Source organism: Pseudomonas sp. GW821-FHT12A04 (assembly GCF_058807755.1).
Map to the genome: position 1 here is coordinate 71,693 of NZ_JBXAQZ010000014.1, position 16,308 is coordinate 88,000.

Annotated in this window: 13 protein-coding genes; 3 read left to right on the plus strand and 10 right to left on the minus strand. The window is 61.3% G+C overall.

Translation table 11 applies throughout. The features are described from left to right. From emhB to AC1RS8_RS21785, 3 genes are all read left to right on the plus strand, one after another. Positions 1-3,162, plus strand: coding sequence for an efflux RND transporter permease subunit EmhB (emhB, locus tag AC1RS8_RS21775; RefSeq protein ID WP_489339917.1), 3,162 nt, complete (start codon positions 1-3; stop codon positions 3,160-3,162). Then, positions 3,162-4,622 (plus strand): efflux RND transporter outer membrane subunit EmhC, encoded by a 1,461-nt coding sequence (gene emhC, locus AC1RS8_RS21780; protein ID WP_090453567.1) that lies wholly within the window; start codon positions 3,162-3,164, stop codon positions 4,620-4,622. The genes emhB and emhC overlap by 1 nt, the downstream gene beginning before the upstream one ends. Before the next feature lie 438 nt (positions 4,623-5,060). Next, positions 5,061-6,320, plus strand: coding sequence for an OprD family porin (locus tag AC1RS8_RS21785; RefSeq protein WP_489339916.1), 1,260 nt, complete (start codon positions 5,061-5,063; stop codon positions 6,318-6,320). A 121-nt stretch (positions 6,321-6,441) separates the two neighbouring features. Here the strand turns inward: AC1RS8_RS21785 and pcaC are convergent, their stop codons facing one another. The 10 genes from pcaC to pcaK all read right to left on the minus strand — a co-directional run bounded on the left by pcaC (position 6,442) and on the right by pcaK (position 16,259). Beyond that, positions 6,442-6,834 (minus strand): 4-carboxymuconolactone decarboxylase, encoded by a 393-nt coding sequence (pcaC, locus tag AC1RS8_RS21790; RefSeq protein WP_008016493.1) that lies wholly within the window; start codon positions 6,832-6,834, stop codon positions 6,442-6,444. Positions 6,835-6,844: 10 nt separating this feature from the next. Then, positions 6,845-7,636: a 3-oxoadipate enol-lactonase gene (gene pcaD / locus AC1RS8_RS21795; RefSeq protein ID WP_154909668.1), complete on the minus strand. Its 792-nt coding sequence runs from the start codon at positions 7,634-7,636 to the stop codon at positions 6,845-6,847. Positions 7,637-7,648: 12 nt separating this feature from the next. Beyond that, positions 7,649-9,013: a 3-carboxy-cis,cis-muconate cycloisomerase gene (locus AC1RS8_RS21800; protein WP_489339915.1), complete on the minus strand. Its 1,365-nt coding sequence runs from the start codon at positions 9,011-9,013 to the stop codon at positions 7,649-7,651. A 43-nt stretch (positions 9,014-9,056) separates the two neighbouring features. Continuing rightward, entirely contained in the window at positions 9,057-10,361 is a 1,305-nt protein-coding gene (locus tag AC1RS8_RS21805; protein ID WP_090453557.1) for an MFS family transporter, read from the minus strand. 133 nt (positions 10,362-10,494) lie between these two features. Then, complete coding sequence (pcaG, locus tag AC1RS8_RS21810) at positions 10,495-11,061, minus strand: protocatechuate 3,4-dioxygenase subunit alpha (protein ID WP_057716088.1); 567 nt, start codon at positions 11,059-11,061, stop codon at positions 10,495-10,497. Between the two features lies 1 nt (position 11,062). Continuing rightward, a complete protein-coding gene (pcaH, locus tag AC1RS8_RS21815) occupies positions 11,063-11,767 on the minus strand; it encodes a protocatechuate 3,4-dioxygenase subunit beta (protein WP_057716089.1) in 705 nt (234 codons plus the stop codon). 37 nt (positions 11,768-11,804) lie between these two features. Continuing rightward, on the minus strand, positions 11,805-13,010 hold the full coding sequence (pcaF, locus tag AC1RS8_RS21820; RefSeq protein ID WP_489339914.1) for a 3-oxoadipyl-CoA thiolase: 1,206 nt from the start codon (positions 13,008-13,010) through the stop codon (positions 11,805-11,807). Continuing rightward, positions 13,007-13,786, minus strand: a complete 780-nt coding sequence (locus AC1RS8_RS21825) for a CoA-transferase subunit beta (protein WP_489339913.1) — start codon at positions 13,784-13,786, stop codon at positions 13,007-13,009. Before AC1RS8_RS21825 ends, pcaF begins: the two co-directional genes overlap by 4 nt. Next, positions 13,786-14,643, minus strand: a complete 858-nt coding sequence (locus AC1RS8_RS21830) for a CoA transferase subunit A (RefSeq protein WP_008054173.1) — start codon at positions 14,641-14,643, stop codon at positions 13,786-13,788. Before AC1RS8_RS21830 ends, AC1RS8_RS21825 begins: the two co-directional genes overlap by 1 nt. Positions 14,644-14,912: 269 nt before the next feature. Continuing rightward, the gene (gene pcaK / locus AC1RS8_RS21835; RefSeq protein WP_057716092.1) at positions 14,913-16,259 is read right to left on the minus strand and encodes a 4-hydroxybenzoate transporter PcaK; all 1,347 of its coding nucleotides are present in this window, start codon (positions 16,257-16,259) and stop codon (positions 14,913-14,915) included. Positions 16,260-16,308: the final 49 nt, after the last annotated feature.

Here is a 16,308-nt window from a genome sequence, read left to right on the forward strand (position 1 = left end):
ATGTCGAAATTTTTTATCGACCGTCCGATTTTCGCCTGGGTAATTGCCCTGGTGATCATGCTGGTCGGGGCACTATCGATCCTCAGACTGCCAATCAACCAGTACCCGAGCATTGCGCCTCCAGCGATCGCCATCTCCGTGGCCTACCCGGGTGCTTCGGCACAAACGGTTCAGGACACCGTGGTTCAGGTGATCGAGCAACAGCTCAACGGTATCGACAACCTGCGTTATGTCTCGTCGGAAAGTAACTCCGACGGCACCATGACCATTACCGCGACCTTCGAGCAAGGCACCAACTCCGACACCGCGCAGGTCCAGGTCCAGAACAAGCTGAACCTGGCCACCCCGCTGCTGCCGCAAGAAGTGCAACAGCAAGGTATCCGCGTCACCAAGGCGGTGAAGAACTTCCTGTTGGTGATCGGCGTGGTGTCGCGTGACGGCAGCATGACCAAGGACGACCTGTCCAACTACATCGTGTCGAACATGCAGGACCCGATCTCGCGGACCGCCGGTGTCGGCGACTTCCAGGTGTTCGGTTCCCAATACGCCATGCGAATCTGGCTCGACCCGGCCAAGTTGAACAACTTCAACCTGACCCCGATCGACGTCAAGACCGCTATCGCCGCGCAAAACGTCCAGGTGTCGTCCGGCCAGCTCGGCGGCCTGCCTGCCCTGCCCGGCACCCAGTTGAACGCGACCATCATCGGCAAGACCCGCCTGCAGACTGCGGAAGAGTTCGACAAGATCCTGCTCAAGGTCAACAAGGACGGTTCCCAGGTCCGCTTGAGGGATGTTGCCGAAGTCGGTCTGGGTGGCGAGAACTACAGCATCAACGCCCAGTTCAACGGTGCCCCGGCTTCCGGCCTGGCCGTGAAACTGGCCACCGGTGCCAACGCGCTCGATACCGCCAAGGCCCTGCGCGCAACCATCGACAGTCTCAAGCCTTTCTTCCCGCAAGGGATGGAAGTGGTGTTTCCGTATGACACCACTCCGGTAGTAACCGAATCGATCAAGGGCGTGGTTCACACCCTGGTCGAAGCGGTCGCGCTGGTGTTCCTGGTGATGTTCCTGTTTCTGCAGAACTTCCGCGCCACCATCATCACCACGATGACCGTGCCGGTGGTATTGCTCGGTACATTCGGCATCCTCGCGGCCGCCGGTTTCAGCATCAACACCCTGACCATGTTCGGCATGGTGCTGGCCATCGGCTTGCTGGTGGACGACGCCATCGTCGTGGTGGAAAACGTCGAACGGGTGATGAGCGAAGAAGGTCTGTCACCCAAGGAAGCCACCAAGAAGTCCATGGGCCAGATCCAGGGTGCGCTGGTCGGTATCGCCCTGGTGTTGTCGGCGGTTCTGCTGCCGATGGCGTTCTTCAGCGGTTCCACCGGTGTGATCTACAAGCAGTTCTCGATCACCATCGTCTCGGCCATGGCCCTGTCGGTACTGGTCGCGCTGATCTTCACCCCGGCGCTTTGCGCCACCATGCTCAAGCCGATTCCCAAAGGCGAGCACGGGGTACCCAAGCGTGGTTTCTTTGGCTGGTTCAACCGCAATTTCGACCGTGGCGTTCGCGGCTACGAGCGCGGTGTCGGCAATATCCTGCAGCGCAAGATCCCGTATCTGCTGGCGTACCTGCTGATCGTGGTTGGCATGATCTGGCTGTTCACCCGCATTCCAACGGCGTTCCTGCCGGAAGAAGACCAGGGTGTACTGTTCGCCCAGGTGCAGACCCCGGCCGGTTCGACGTCCCAGCGCACCCAGGTGGTCGTGGACGAAATGCGTGAGTTCCTGCTGCGCCCTGGCAAGGATGGCGGTGAAGGCGATGCGGTGAACTCGGTGTTTACCGTGACCGGCTTCAACTTCGCCGGCCGTGGCCAGAGTTCGGGTATGGCGTTCATCATGCTCAGACCGTGGGACGAACGTAACGCCGACAACAATGTGTTCAAGGTGGCGGCCCGTGCCCAGCAGCACTTCTTCACCTTCCGCGATGCCATGGTGTTCGCCTTCGCGCCACCGGCGGTACTGGAACTGGGTAACGCCACCGGTTTCGACGTGTTCCTGCAGGACCGTGCCGGTATCGGCCACGAAAAACTGATGGAAGCGCGCAACCAGTTCCTCGGCATGGCCGCACAAAGCAAGATCCTGTCTCAGGTGCGTCCGAACGGCCTGAACGACGAACCGCAATACCAGCTGGAAATCGATGACGAGAAGGCCAGTGCCCTGGGCATTACCATCGCCGACATCAACAACACCCTGTCGATTGCCCTGGGCAGTAGCTACGTCAACGACTTCATCGACCGTGGCCGGGTGAAGAAGGTGTACGTGCAAGGCCAGCCAGGCGCTCGAATGGGCCCTGAAGACCTGCAGAAGTGGTACGTGCGCAACAGCACCGGCACCATGGTTCCGTTCTCGGCGTTCGCCAAGGGCGAGTGGATTTACGGTTCGCCGAAACTGGCCCGTTACAACGGCGTGGAAGCGATGGAAATCCTCGGTGCCCCGGCGCCAGGCTATTCCACCGGTGAAGCCATGCTCGAAGTCGAAGCCATCGCCAAGAAACTGCCGGCGGGTGTCGGTATTTCCTGGACCGGCCTGTCGTACGAAGAGCGTCTGTCCGGTTCGCAAGCACCAGCGCTGTACGCCCTGTCGCTGCTGATGGTGTTCCTGTGTCTGGCGGCGTTGTATGAAAGCTGGTCGATTCCGATCGCGGTGATGTTGGTTGTACCGCTGGGGATCATCGGTGCGCTGATGGCCACCAGCCTGCGTGGTTTGTCCAACGACGTGTACTTCCAGGTAGGTTTGTTGACGACTATCGGTCTGGCGGCGAAAAACGCCATTCTGATTGTCGAATTTGCAAAGGAGTTGCACGAACAAGGGCGTAGCCTGCGCGATGCAGCGATCGAAGCCTGCCGCATGCGTCTGCGACCGATCATCATGACCTCGCTCGCCTTCGTCCTCGGTGTGGTACCACTGGCGATATCCACCGGTGCGGGCTCCGGTAGCCAGCATGCAATCGGTACCGGCGTAATCGGCGGTATGATCACGGCCACTGTGCTGGCGATCTTCTGGGTCCCGCTGTTCTTCGTCACCGTGTCGTCCATTGGCCAGCGCAAAATCGCCGACCAGGATGACGCTATTGAAACTTCTAAAGAGGCTGGCTAATGAGCAAGTCGCTACTCTCCCTGGCAGTCGCCGCCTTCGTGCTCGGTGGCTGCTCGCTGATACCTGACTATCAGCAGCCCGAAGCACCGGTGGCGGGCCAGTACCCGCAGGGCCCGGCGTACTCGCCGGCCCAGGCACCGGCGCAAGCGGCTGCCGAGCAGGGCTGGAAGCAGTTTTTCCATGACCCGGCGCTGCAACAGCTGATCCAGGTTGCCCTGGAAAACAACCGTGACCTGCGTGTCGCGGCCCTGAACATCGACGCGTTCGCGGCTCAATACCGCATCTCCCGTGCCGATCTGTTCCCGGCCGTCTCGGCCAATGGCAGCGGCAGCCGTCAGCGGCTTCCGGCTGATGCTTCCCAGACCGGCGAAGCCGGCATCACCAGTTCCTACTCGGCAACTGTTGGCGTCAGCGCCTATGAACTCGACCTGTTCGGTCGGGTTCGCAGCCTGAACGAAGAAGCGTTGCAGAAGTACTTCGCCACTGAAGAGGGCCGCCGCAGTACGCAGATCAGCCTGGTGGCCAGTGTGGCCAATGCCTACCTGACCTGGCAGGCCGACAAGGAACTGTACAAGCTGACCCAGGACACCCTCGCCGCCTTCGAGGAGAGCTACAAGCTCACCGCCCGCAGCAACGAAGTCGGCGTCGCCTCGGCCCTGGACCTGGCACAGTCGCGCACCTCGGTGGAAAACGCCCGTGCGCAACTGGCCAAGTACACCCGTCAGGTCGCCCAGGACGAGAACAGCCTGGTGCTGCTGCTCGGCACCGGTGTCCCGGCCAACCTGCAAGCGGCCAAACCACTTGACGACGACCTGCTGAGCGACGTTCCACCCGGCCTGCCGTCGGACCTGCTGCATCGTCGTCCGGACATCCTTCAGGCCGAGTACAACCTGAAGGCCGCCAATGCCAACATCGGCGCGGCGCGGGCTGCGTTCTTCCCGAGCATCAGCCTCACGGCCAATGCCGGCACCCTGAGCCCGGACCTGTCCGGTCTGTTCAAGGGTGGTTCGGGCACCTGGTTGTTCCAACCGCAGATCAACCTGCCGATCTTCAACGCCGGCGCCCTGAGCGCCAGCCTGGATTACTCGAAAATCCAGAAAGACATCGGCGTGGCGAACTACGAGAAGTCCATTCAAACGGCCTTCCAGGAAGTCGCCGACGGCCTGGCTGCCCGCCAGACCTACGTCCAGCAGTTGCAGGCACAGAAAGATTTCGTCAGTGCCAACCAGGACTACTACCGCCTGGCCGAGCGTCGCTACCGCATTGGTGTCGACAGCAACCTGACCTTCCTCGATGCCCAGCGTCAGTTGTTCAGTGCGCAACAGGTGCTGATCACCGACCGACTGGCGCAGCTGGTCAGCCAGGTGAACCTGTACAAGGCCCTGGGTGGTGGATGGAACGAACAGACGGCGAAGAACGAGCCGTTGAAAGAAGAAGCGCCGAAGATGAAGTATTTCTGATAGCGCTGTAAAAACGAGAAGCCCACCGATTGGTGGGCTTTTTGTTGGCTGCGGGAAAAGGTGTGTTCTCAGTGATGGCCCCATCGCGAGCAAGCTCGCTCCCACAGTGGACTTACAGCGTGCATAAGATTTTTGCCAAACCCGGCCACCTGTGGGAGCGAGCTTGCTCGCGATGAGGCCCGCACAGGCCACACAAAATCCAGCGACATGTTGCGTTCGATAATCGCCCAAAACCTGCTTTTAACAATTGAACCATCCAGTACATTCCACGCACCATCCGAACCACAAAACCAATAACAACAGGTTCGACACCATGCCCCCGCGCCCTGCCCTCTCCGGCTGATCCGCTTCGTTCGTGCTGATTTCGAATATTCGTCTGCAACCCAGGGTTGCGGCATCACCCCGCTTCATCCCAAAGAATTAGAGAGACCCGAGCCCATGACGCCTTCTCCCGCGCAGTACTTCGTTCCCAGCCTGATTGCCATGGCCCTGGCCAGCGCGGCCCTGCCCGCCATCGCCGAAGAGTCGGGTTTTGTCGAAGGCGCCAAGGTCAACCTGAACCTGCGCAACTTCTACATAAATCGCAACTTCACCAACCCGACCAAGGCCCAAGGCAAGGCTGAAGAATGGACGCAAAGTTTCATCCTCGACGCCAAGTCCGGGTTCACCCAGGGCACCGTCGGATTCGGCATGGATGTACTCGGTTTATATTCGGTGAAACTCGACGGCGGTAAAGGCACAGGCGGTACGCAACTGCTGCCGCTGGATCATGACGGTCGCCCGGCGGATAACTTCGGCCGCACCAATGTCGCGTTCAAGGCCAAGCTGTCGCAGACCGAAGTGAAGGTCGGCGAGTGGATGCCAGTGTTGCCAATCCTGCGTTCGGACGACGGTCGTTCGTTGCCGCAAACCTTCCGGGGCGGCCAGATCACGTCGAAGGAGATCAATGGCCTGACGCTCTACGGCGGCCAGTTCCGGCAGAACAGCCCCCGCGATGACAGCAGCATGGACGACATGTCGATGACCGGCAAAGCGGCGTTCACCTCCGACCGTTTCAACTTTCAGGGCGGCGAATACCTATTCAACGAAAAGCGCACCCAGATCGGCCTGTGGAACGCCGAGCTCAAGGACATCTACAGCCAGCAGTTCATCAACCTGACCCACAGCCAGCCATTGGGTGACTGGACCCTGGGCGCCAACCTGGGTTTCTTCTACGGTAAGGATGACGGCAGCGCCCTGGCCGGCGAGTTGGACAACAAGACCATGTACGGTTTGTTCTCGGCCAAATACGGCGGCAACACCTTCTACGTCGGCCTGCAAAAACTCACCGGCGACAACGCCTGGATGCGGGTCAACGGCACCAGCGGCGGTACCCTGGCCAACGACAGCTACAACTCCAGTTACGACAATGCCCAGGAGAAATCCTGGCAAGTACGCCACGACTACAACTTCGCCGCCCTGGGCGTTCCGGGCCTGACCCTGATGAACCGCTACATCAGCGGTGACAATGTGCACACCGGCACCATCACCGACGGCAAGGAATGGGGACGCGAAAGTGAACTGGGCTACACCGTGCAAAGCGGTGCGCTGAAGGACCTGAACCTGAAATGGCGCAACTCGACCATGCGCCGCGACTACAGCAACAACGAGTTCGATGAGAACCGCCTGATCATCAGCTACCCGATCAGCCTGTTGTAAACACAAAACAAGTGTGGGAGCGAGCTTGCTCGCGATGGCGGTGTATCAGGCGACATCAATAGTGAATGTGCCGACGCTATCGCGAGCAAGCTCGCTCCCACAGGTTGTTCACCGTTACCGCTTACTCCCGCGATTCAACCCCCAACTCATCCCACACCGACTCGGCCAAGTGGAACGTCGCATTGGCTGCCGGGATGCCGCAGTAGATCGCGCTCTGCATGATCACTTCCTTGATCTCGCCACGGCTCACGCCATTGTTGGCGGCAGCGCGCAGGTGCAGTTTGAGTTCGCCCTCGCGGTTCATGCCAATCAGCATGGCGATGGTGATCAGGCTGCGGGTATGGCGTGGCAGACCCTCGCGAGTCCAGATGTCGCCCCAGGCGTGGCGGGTGATCATTTCCTGGAACTCCGAGTTGAACTCGGTCAGAGTGGTCAGGCTGCGGTCGACGTGAGCATCGCCCAGTACCGCGCGACGGACTTTCATGCCTTCGTCGTAACGTTGTTTCTCGTCCACGGAATATCCCTCAACGAGCCTTCAGAAAGGCCAGAACACATTCGCTGAAATCAGCGCCAGCCTGCACGTTGGACAAGTGCGCAGCGTAGAACTCGGCGTACTCGGCGCCCGGCACATGTTCCTGAATGAAGTGCCCACCCGACGGCGGCGTGACCGCATCCTCAGTGCCGGCGATCACCAGCAGCGGCGCCTTGATCGAGGACAACTGATCGCGGAAATCGGCATCGCGCACAGCTGCACAATTGGCCGCGTAACCTTCTGGCGAAGTCGCCGCCAGCATGTCGGTAATCTGCTTGGCCGCCGCCGGGTTGGCTTCGGAGAAATCCGGGGTGAACCAGCGGGCAATCGACGCATCGCGCAGGGCAACCATGGCCGCCTGACCATCGCGCAGCACCATTTCAATGCGCGGGTTCCACACCGACGGATCGCCGATTTTCGCTGCGGTGTTGCACACGATCAGCTTGTTCAGTCGATCGCCGGCGTTGATCCCCAGCCACTGGCCAATCAGCCCGCCCATGGACAATCCGCAGAAATGCGCGCGTTCGATGTGCAAGGCATCCAGCAATGCGAGCACGTCGCGGCCCAGTTGCTCGATGCTGTAAGGCCCCGGTGTCACCAATGACTGGCCATGGCCGCGGGTGTCGAAACGCAGCACGCGAAAATGCTTGGAGAACGCCGGGATCTGCGCGTCCCACATGTGCAGGTCCGTGCCCAGGGAGTTGGACAGCACCAGCACCGGCGCATCGACCGGTCCATCGAGTTGGTAATGCAGTTCGCCCTCGGCGAGTTGTACAAAAGCCACAGCAAGTCTCCTTCAGGCAGTCAATGCAGAATGTTCAGCCACCGCCCTCTCGACCCAGGTTTTGGCCTGGCCGAGGTAATGGGCAGGGTCCAGCAGATGATCGAGCTCAGCCGCCGACAGTTCGGCGGTCACTTGTGGTTCGTCGCCGAGGACCGCACGCAGGTGACGTTGTTCGGCCACGGCGCGTTTGCAGCATTGCTCCAACAGATGATGCGCGGTATCGCGCCCAACCCGCTGCGCGAGGACGATGCTCACCGCTTCGGCGAGCACCAGGCCCTGGGTCAAATCGAGATTGCGCGCCATGCGCTCGGCATCCACTTCCAGCCCTTGGACGATCAACAATGCTTGATGCAGGCTGCCCGACACCAGGCAGCAGATTTCCGGCAGGGTTTCCCACTCGGCATGCCACAGACCGAGGCTGCGCTCGTGCTCCTGGGGCATGGCGCTGAACAGCGTCGAAAGCAAACCGGGTACGCGAGTCGCCGCGCCGATCAACACCGCCGCGCCCACCGGATTGCGTTTGTGCGGCATGGTCGAGGAACCGCCCTTGCCCGGCGCCGAAGGCTCGAACACTTCGGCGGCCTCGGTTTGCATCAACAGGCTGATATCACGCCCGAGTTTGCCGAGACTGCCGGCGATCAGGCCGAGCGCAGCGCCGAACTCCACCACGCGATCGCGCTGGGTGTGCCACGGCTGATCGGGCAAGGTCAGTTGCAGTTCTTCGGCCAGCGCTTGGGCCGTCGGCATGGCCTGTTCGCCAAGGGCCGCAAGGGTTCCGGACGCACCGCCGAATTGCAGCACCAGCAGACGCGGCTTGAGTTCGGCCAAGCGTTGGCGACTGCGGGTTACCGCCCCCAGCCAGCCGGCGACCTTCATTCCGAGGGTGACCGGTGTCGCATGCTGCAGCCAGGTGCGTCCGGCCAATGGCGTGGTCGCGTAGCGCTGGGCCTGGGACGCGAGTGTCTGCCCCAGTTGTGCCAGGTCGCTCTCGATCAGTTCCAGCGCCCGGCGCAGTTGCAGCACCAGGCCGCTGTCCATCACGTCCTGGCTGGTCGCGCCCAGATGCACATGGCGCTCGGCTTCGGCATCGGTGGCCGCGATCTGCTTGCCCAGCGCCTTGACCAACGGAATCGCCGAGTTACCCGCCGTGGCAATGGCCTCGCCCAACATCGCAAAATCATAAAGCCCGGCACGGCAAGCTGCTTCAATCGGCGCGACAGCACTCGACGGAATCATCCCGACCCGTGCTTCGGCCCGGGCCAATGCCGCTTCGAAATCGAGCATGGCCTGGACCCGACCCTGATCGCAGAACACCTCACGCATGTCGCGGGCCGTGAAATAGGCATCGAACAATTGATTGCCCGGTCGCTGGTTCATAAACAATTCCTGGAGGCGCGGGCCTGCGGTCCGCGCGTGAAGATCAAAGGTCGTGATGCAGATACTTCGCCTGTTTCGGCAGACGCAGGCTGAACAGGAACGCTATCGCCATCATCACCGTCACGTACCAGTAGAAGGAGTTTTCCATGCCCACGGCCTTGAGGCTCAAGGCCACATACTCCGCCGAACCACCGAAAATCGCATTCGCCACCGCATACGCCAGGCCGACACCCAATGCACGCACCTCGGGCGGGAACATCTCGGCTTTCACCAGGCCACTGATGGAGGTGTAGAAACTGACGATCGCCAGCGCCAGGGTAATCAACACGAAGGCCAGAAATGGACTTGTCACGCTTTTCAGGCTCAACAGGATCGGCACGGTGCACAGCGTGCCGAGGGCGCCGAACCAGAGCATCGAGTTACGCCGGCCGATCTTGTCGGCGAGCATGCCGAAAATCGGCTGCATGCACATATAGAGGAACAGCGCGCCGGTCATGATGTAGCTGGCGGTCTTGGCCGGCATGCCGGCGGTGTTCACCAGGTACTTCTGCATGTACGTGGTGAAGGTGTAGAAGATCAGCGAACCACCGGCGGTGTAACCGAGTACGGTGATGAATGCGGTTTTATGGTCGCGAAACAGGGCGCTGATGCTGCCGGCGTCCTTGTTTTCGCGCATTGCCTTGCTGGTGGTTTCTTTGAGCGAACGACGCAGATACAGCGAAACCAGCGCCGCCATGGCACCCACCACGAAGGGTATCCGCCAGCCGTAGGCACGCAGGTCATCTTCGGTGAGGAACTGTTGCAGGACCACCACCAGCGACACCGCGAGCAATTGGCCACCAATCAGGGTCACGTACTGGAACGAGGCGAAGAAACCGCGCTGGCCCTTGAGCGCCACTTCACTCATGTAGGTTGCGGTAGTGCCGTACTCACCGCCCACCGACAAGCCTTGCAGCAAACGGGCGAACAGCAACAGGATCGGCGCCCAGACCCCGATGCTGCTGTAGGTCGGCAGGCAGGCGATAAGCAGCGAGCCGAAGCACATCATCAGAATCGAGATCAACATCGAATTCTTGCGCCCGTGCTTGTCCGCCAAGCGCCCGAAAATCCAGCCACCAATCGGCCGCATCAGGAACCCGGCGGCGAACACGCCAGCGGTATTGACCAACTGCACGGTGGGATTATCGGACGGGAAAAAGGCCGGTGCGAAATAGATCGCACAGAAGGCGTAGACGTAGAAGTCGAACCATTCAACCAGGTTGCCGGACGAGGCACCGACAATGGCGAAGATCCGCTTGCTGCGTTCTTCGCCCGTATAAAGAGCTATAGGCGCTGTGGGTGTTGTCATTGTTTTTTCACTCAATGGGGAAAGTGAGAGTCTAGACACACTTTGCAACACTCCCGTTCCGCAGATAAATCAGCAACACAGATCCCTTGTAGGAGCTGGCTTGCCAGCTCCTACAAGGTGTTGCGGTGTTCACTTAATAGTCGAAGAACACCGTCTCGGCATCGGTACCCTGCAGAATGACATTCCACTGATAAACACCCGACGCATCCTTCTTGGCCAGCAAGGTACTGCGGCGCTCGGCCGGCACGCACTCCAGCAACGGATCGTTGACGTTGGCCGCCTCGCCATCAAAGTAGATACGCGTCAGCAGGTGCTTCACCAAACCACGGGCAAACACCAGAACGACAAGGTGCGGTGCCTGGGTCGTGCCTTTGAGGCCCTCGACCGTACCGGGCTTGATGGTGGTAAAGCGAAAGCGTCCTTCGGCATCTACCGGCACCCGGCCAAAGCCTTCGAAGTTCGGGTCCAGGGGTTTGTCCTGATCGTCTTCGGGGTGGTCATACTTGCCGGCGGCGTTGGCCTGCCAGACTTCCAGCATCGCGTCGTTGACGATGTCGCCATTGCCGTCGACCACTTGCCCGGTGATCGCCACGCGCTCGCCCAGGGTTTGTTCGACGGTCAGGTTTTCGCGGTTCAGCCAGGTCAGGCCGATGTGGTAGTACGGCCCGACGGTGTGGGACGTGGTCGCAGTCAGCGTCATCTTATTTCTCCATCGGCGTGGCGTCGCGGCCGCGCAAAACGATGTCCCAGCGATAACCGAGGGCATAGGAAGGGATGGTTTTTTCCAGATCGAACGTCGCGATCAAGCGCTCTTTGGCGCTGGTATCGGGTACGCAGTTGTAGATCGGGTCGTACGCCAGCAACGGATCGCCCGGGAAATACATCTGCGTCACCAGGCGCGTCAGGATGCTCGGCCCGAACAGCGAAAAATGGATGTGCGCCGGGCGCCAGGCGTTGTGGTGGTTACCCCATGGATAGGCGCCGGGCTTGATGGTCTGGAACTGGTACCAGCCATCGGCGTCCGTCACGGTGCGGCCGGTGCCGGTGAAGTTCGGGTCCAGCGGTGCGTCGTGCAGGTCGCGGGCATGGGCGTAGCGACCGGCGGCGTTGGCCTGCCAGATCTCCACCAGAATCCCCGGCACCGGCAGACCGTTTTCATCCAGCACACGGCCGTGGATGATGATGCGCTCACCCTGAGGCTGTCCCTCGTGCTGGGCGGTCAGGTCGTTATCCTTCTCGTTGATGCGCTCGGCACCGACGGTAGGACCGGTGATTTCCGACAGCGAATGCGGCAGGAACACCAACGGCTTGGACGGCGAGCGCAGGTTGGTGGATTGATAGGTCGGGTGCAGGTACTCCGGCTGGGTGCCTTCCTGCGGGCGACGGTAACCAGGCTTGTCAGTCATGAAACATTCCTCAGTTCTTATAAGTCTTCAGAGCGCGTCAGACGCGCTCGATCGCCAGGGCCAGACCCTGACCGACACCGACGCACATGGTGGCCAGACCTTTCTTGCCACCGTTTTTTTCCAGCTGATGCAATGCGGTCAACACCAGCCGCGCGCCACTCATGCCCAACGGGTGACCCAACGCAATCGCACCACCGTTCGGGTTGACCTGGGCCGCGTCGTCCGCGATCCCCAGTTCACGCAGCACCGCCAGGCCTTGGCTGGCGAAGGCTTCGTTGAGCTCGATCACGTCGAAATCGCTGACCGCCACACCGAGGCGCTCGATCAGTTTACGCACCGCCGGCACCGGGCCAATGCCCATCACCCGCGGGGCAACACCGGCGCTGGCCATGCCCAGCACTTTGGCACGGGCAGTCAGGCCGTGTTTCTTCACCGCTTCGGCCGAAGCCAGGATCAACGCGGCGGCGCCGTCGTTTACACCCGAGGCATTGCCGGCGGTGACGGTCTTGTCGGGGCCGTTGACCGGTTTGAGTTTGGTCAGAGCTTCCAGGGTGGTGTCGGCGCGAGGATGCTCATCCTGGCTGACCACGGTTTCACCCTTCTTGTGGGCTATGCGCACTTCAACGATTTCTTCGGCGAAGAACCCGGCGGCTTGTGCGGCGGCCGTGCGTTGTTGACTGCGCAGGGCGAACGCGTCCTGATCGGCGCGGGACACCTTGTAATCGTCGGCCACGTTGTCAGCGGTCTGCGGCATCGCATCCACGCCGTACTGGGCCTTCATCAACGGGTTGATGAAGCGCCAGCCGATGGTGGTGTCTTCGAGCTTCATGTTGCGCGAAAAAGCGGCATCGGCCTTGCCCATCACGAACGGCGCACGGGACATCGACTCGACGCCGCCGGCAATCGCCAGCTCCATCTCGCCGCTGGCGATGGCGCGGAACGCGGTGCCGATGGCATCCATGCCCGAAGCGCAAAGGCGGTTGAGAGTCACGCCGGGAATGGTTTCCGGCAGGCCAGCCAGCAGCAGCGCCATGCGCGCCACGTTGCGGTTGTCTTCACCGGCCTGGTTGGCGCAGCCGAGGAACACCTCGTCCACCGCGTTCCAGTCCGCCGACGGGTTGCGCTCCATCAAGGCCTTGATTGGCACGGCAGCCAGGTCGTCGGCACGCACCGACGACAGGCCACCGCCGAAACGGCCGATGGGGGTACGAATCGCGTCGCAGATATAAACGTCACGCATCACGCTTCTCCGGGGGCTTGGCCGTGTGCGACAGCGGTACGGGCTTCGAGGTCGCGCAGCGCGGTCAGTTCGACTTCAGTCGGCTCGGCGGTTTGCTCAACCTGGTCGGCAAAGCGAATCGCCCAACCGGTGGCAGCAACCACTTGCTCGCGGGTCACACCCGGGTGTAGTGCAGTGACCACGAACTCATGGGTACCGGCTTCCGGCTCCATGATGCACAGATCGGTGATGATCCCCACCGGTCCGGCGCCTGGCAGACCGAGACGCTTGCGCGAATCGCCGCCCTCGCCGTGGCCGACCGAGGTAATGAAATCGAGTTTGTCGACAAAGGAGCGCGATGACTGCTTGAGGATGATCAACACGCTCTTGGCGGAACCGGCAATCTCCGGCGCGCCACCTGCACCCGGCAGACGGACTTTCGGCGCGTGGTAATCACCCACGACGGTGGTGTTGATGTTGCCGAAACGGTCGACCTGCGCCGCGCCGAGGAAACCGACGTCAATGCGCCCGCCCTGCAGCCAGTAACGGAAAATCTCGCCGGTCGGCACCACGGTGTCGGCGGTTTCCGCCAGCTCACCGTCGCCAATCGACAGTGGCAATACACTTGGCTTGGCACCGATCGGGCCCGATTCGTAGATCAGCACCACATCAGGCGAGGAAGTCAGGCGCGCCAGGTTGGCCGCTTTCGACGGCAGGCCGATGCCGACGAAGCACACCGAGCCGTTCTTCAGGCGACGGGCAGCGGCAACGGTCATCATTTCATTGGTGGTGTAAGTCATTACTTCGCCTCCGAAGCGGCGGCCAGTTTGGCCTGGAACTCGCTGAAGTCAGCGCTGCCGTGGATGTATTCGTTGATCCACGCGGTGAAGGTTTCACGGTCGCGGGCAATCGGGTCCCAGGCCTGGTAGAAGCGGTTGTCGCGTTCGTTGTAGCCGTGGGCATAGGACGGATGCGCGCCGCCAGGTACGTGGCAAACCGCGCTCAAGGCCCAGGTTGGCAGCACACAGGAGTTCATCGGCGCATTGAGGTCGTCGACGATTTCCTCAACGGTGACGATGCAGCGCTTGGCCGCCAGCGCAGCTTCTTTCTGCACGCCTAGGATGCCCCACAGCAGCACGTTGCCCTTGCGGTCGGCTTTCTGCGCGTGAATCACGGTAATGTCCGGGCGCACCGAAGGCACGGCGGCCAACACTTCGCCGGTGAACGGACAGGTAACCGATTTGATCAGCGGGTTGACCTTCGGCAAATCGGAACCGGCGTAGGCACGCAGCACCGCGAACGGCAGGCCGGATGCCCCGGCGACGTAGGCGTTGGCCAGGTCGGCGTGGCTGTGTTCTTCGATTTCCAGCGCGTGGGGCCACTGTTTCTCTACTGCGTCACGCAGGCGATGCAGTGAGCCGACACCCGGGTTGCCGCCCCAGGAGAAAATCAGTTTGCGGGCACAACCGGCACCGATCAACTGGTCGTAGATCAAGTCAGGGGTCATCCGCACCAGGGTCAGGTCTTTCTTGCCCTGGCGAATGATTTCGTGACCGGCGGCCGTCGGGATCAGGTGAGTAAAGCCTTCGAGCGCGACCGTATCGCCGTCGTTTACGAATTGCTTCACCGCGTCGTGCAGCGAAAGGATTTCAGCCATTGGGGCAGGCTCCCGTTTATTGTTAACCGACAGTGGAAGAAGGCGCCGATGCGCAGCGCCGGAATGACTGAAGGTTAAGCTTCTGAAAAAGGCCAAACAATCCGATAATCGACTGAGCGTTCGATTATCGAACACATTGTTGTCTGGCTACCTATCCCAAAATGCATCGCGAGCAGGGCTCGCTCCCACAGAGGATTGCAATCAACTGTGGGAGCGAGCCCTGCTCGCGAAGAGGCCATCTACATCACACGAGATTCCGGATCAGACTGTCAGGTCGCATCCGCATGACTGACCATGCCCTTGATCACCACCGCCGTCGTCGCCAGCGCCGCCGGAATCACCAGCGCCGTCAGCACTTGCTCGAAGTTCCAGCCCAGGCCCAGCAGCGTCGCGCCCATCCACGCCCCGAGGATGGCGCCGAAGCGGCCGATCCCGAGCATCCACGACACGCCGGTGGCCCGCCCCTGAGTCGGATAAAACCGCGCAGCCAGTGACGGCATTGCCGATTGCGCACCGTTGACACACATCCCGGCCACCAGCACCAGCGTCGCCAACAGCGCGATGTTGCCCAGGCTCTGCCCTACCGCGTAGGCAAACACCCCAGCCAGCAGGTAGAAAGTGCCGATGACCTTGTGCGGATTGAACCGATCCATTGCCCAGCCCACGCCCACCGCACTCAGCACGCCACCGAACTGGAACAGCGCGCCGATGAAGGCGGCCTGCTCCATGCTCGCGCCACTGTCACGCATAAGCGTCGGCAGCCAACTGGTCAGCAGGTAAACGATCACCAGACCCATGAAGTAGGTCAGCCACAAGAGCAAGGTGCCGGTGCTGTAGGTGCCGGAGAAGATCACCGCGAACACATTGCGCGCCTTCACTGTTTTCTGTTCCGGCACACTGAAACTGGACGCCTGGGCCACCACCGTCGGGTCAATCGGCGCCAGTGCCTTGCGTACTTTGTCCGTACCGCGGTTGCGCACCACCAGGTAACGCGCCGACTCCGGCAACCAGAACAGCAAAACGACGGCGAGGATCAGCGGCAGCACTCCACCGATCAGCAGCAGGCTGTGCCAGCCAAAGGCCGGAATGAGCTTGGCCGAGATAAATCCGCCACCAGCCATGCCGAGGTTGAAGCCGCAGAACATGCTGGTCACCAGCAGGGACTTTTTGCGCTCAGGGGTGTATTCCGACAGCAGCGTGGTGGCGTTCGGCATGCCGGCACCCAGACCCAGGCCGGTCAGGAAGCGCAACACCAACAGCTGATCGACATTCGTGCTGTAGGCCGAGGCCAGGCTGAAGGCACCGAACAACAGCACCGCGCCGACCAGTACGACTTTTCGCCCGAAGCGGTCAGCCAGAGGGCCGGAGCCCAGTGCGCCGAAGACCATGCCGATCAACGCCGCACTCATCACCGGGCCGAGACTGGCTCGGTCGATACCCCAGTCCTGGGACAGGGCCGGGGCGATGAAGCCCATGGCCGCGGTGTCGAGGCCATCGAGGAAGACAATCAGGAAACACAGGATCACCACGCGCCACTGGTAGCGCGAAATGGGTTGGGCATTGATGAAGGACTGCACGTCGAGGCAGTTACCTACAGCAGACTGAGGCTGGTTCATTATTTTTATCCCACGGATCGCGGTCGAACGATGTCAGCAGATGCCGACG

Bases quoted from the DNA above. Each gene is read 5' to 3' on its own strand.
- emhB (WP_489339917.1), top strand. From the start codon at position 1: ATGTCGAAATTTTTTATCGACCGTCCGATTTTCGCCTGGGTAATTGCC.
- emhC (WP_090453567.1), top strand. From the start codon at position 3,162: ATGAGCAAGTCGCTACTCTCCCTGGCAGTCGCCGCCTTCGTGCTCGGT.
- AC1RS8_RS21785 (WP_489339916.1), top strand. From the start codon at position 5,061: ATGACGCCTTCTCCCGCGCAGTACTTCGTTCCCAGCCTGATTGCCATG.
- AC1RS8_RS21800 (WP_489339915.1), bottom strand. From the start codon at position 9,013: ATGAACCAGCGACCGGGCAATCAATTGTTCGATGCCTATTTCACGGCC.
- AC1RS8_RS21805 (WP_090453557.1), bottom strand. From the start codon at position 10,361: ATGACAACACCCACAGCGCCTATAGCTCTTTATACGGGCGAAGAACGC.
- pcaG (WP_057716088.1), bottom strand. From the start codon at position 11,061: ATGACGCTGACTGCGACCACGTCCCACACCGTCGGGCCGTACTACCAC.
- pcaH (WP_057716089.1), bottom strand. From the start codon at position 11,767: ATGACTGACAAGCCTGGTTACCGTCGCCCGCAGGAAGGCACCCAGCCG.
- AC1RS8_RS21825 (WP_489339913.1), bottom strand. From the start codon at position 13,786: ATGACTTACACCACCAATGAAATGATGACCGTTGCCGCTGCCCGTCGC.
- AC1RS8_RS21830 (WP_008054173.1), bottom strand. From the start codon at position 14,643: ATGGCTGAAATCCTTTCGCTGCACGACGCGGTGAAGCAATTCGTAAAC.
- pcaK (WP_057716092.1), bottom strand. From the start codon at position 16,259: ATGAACCAGCCTCAGTCTGCTGTAGGTAACTGCCTCGACGTGCAGTCC.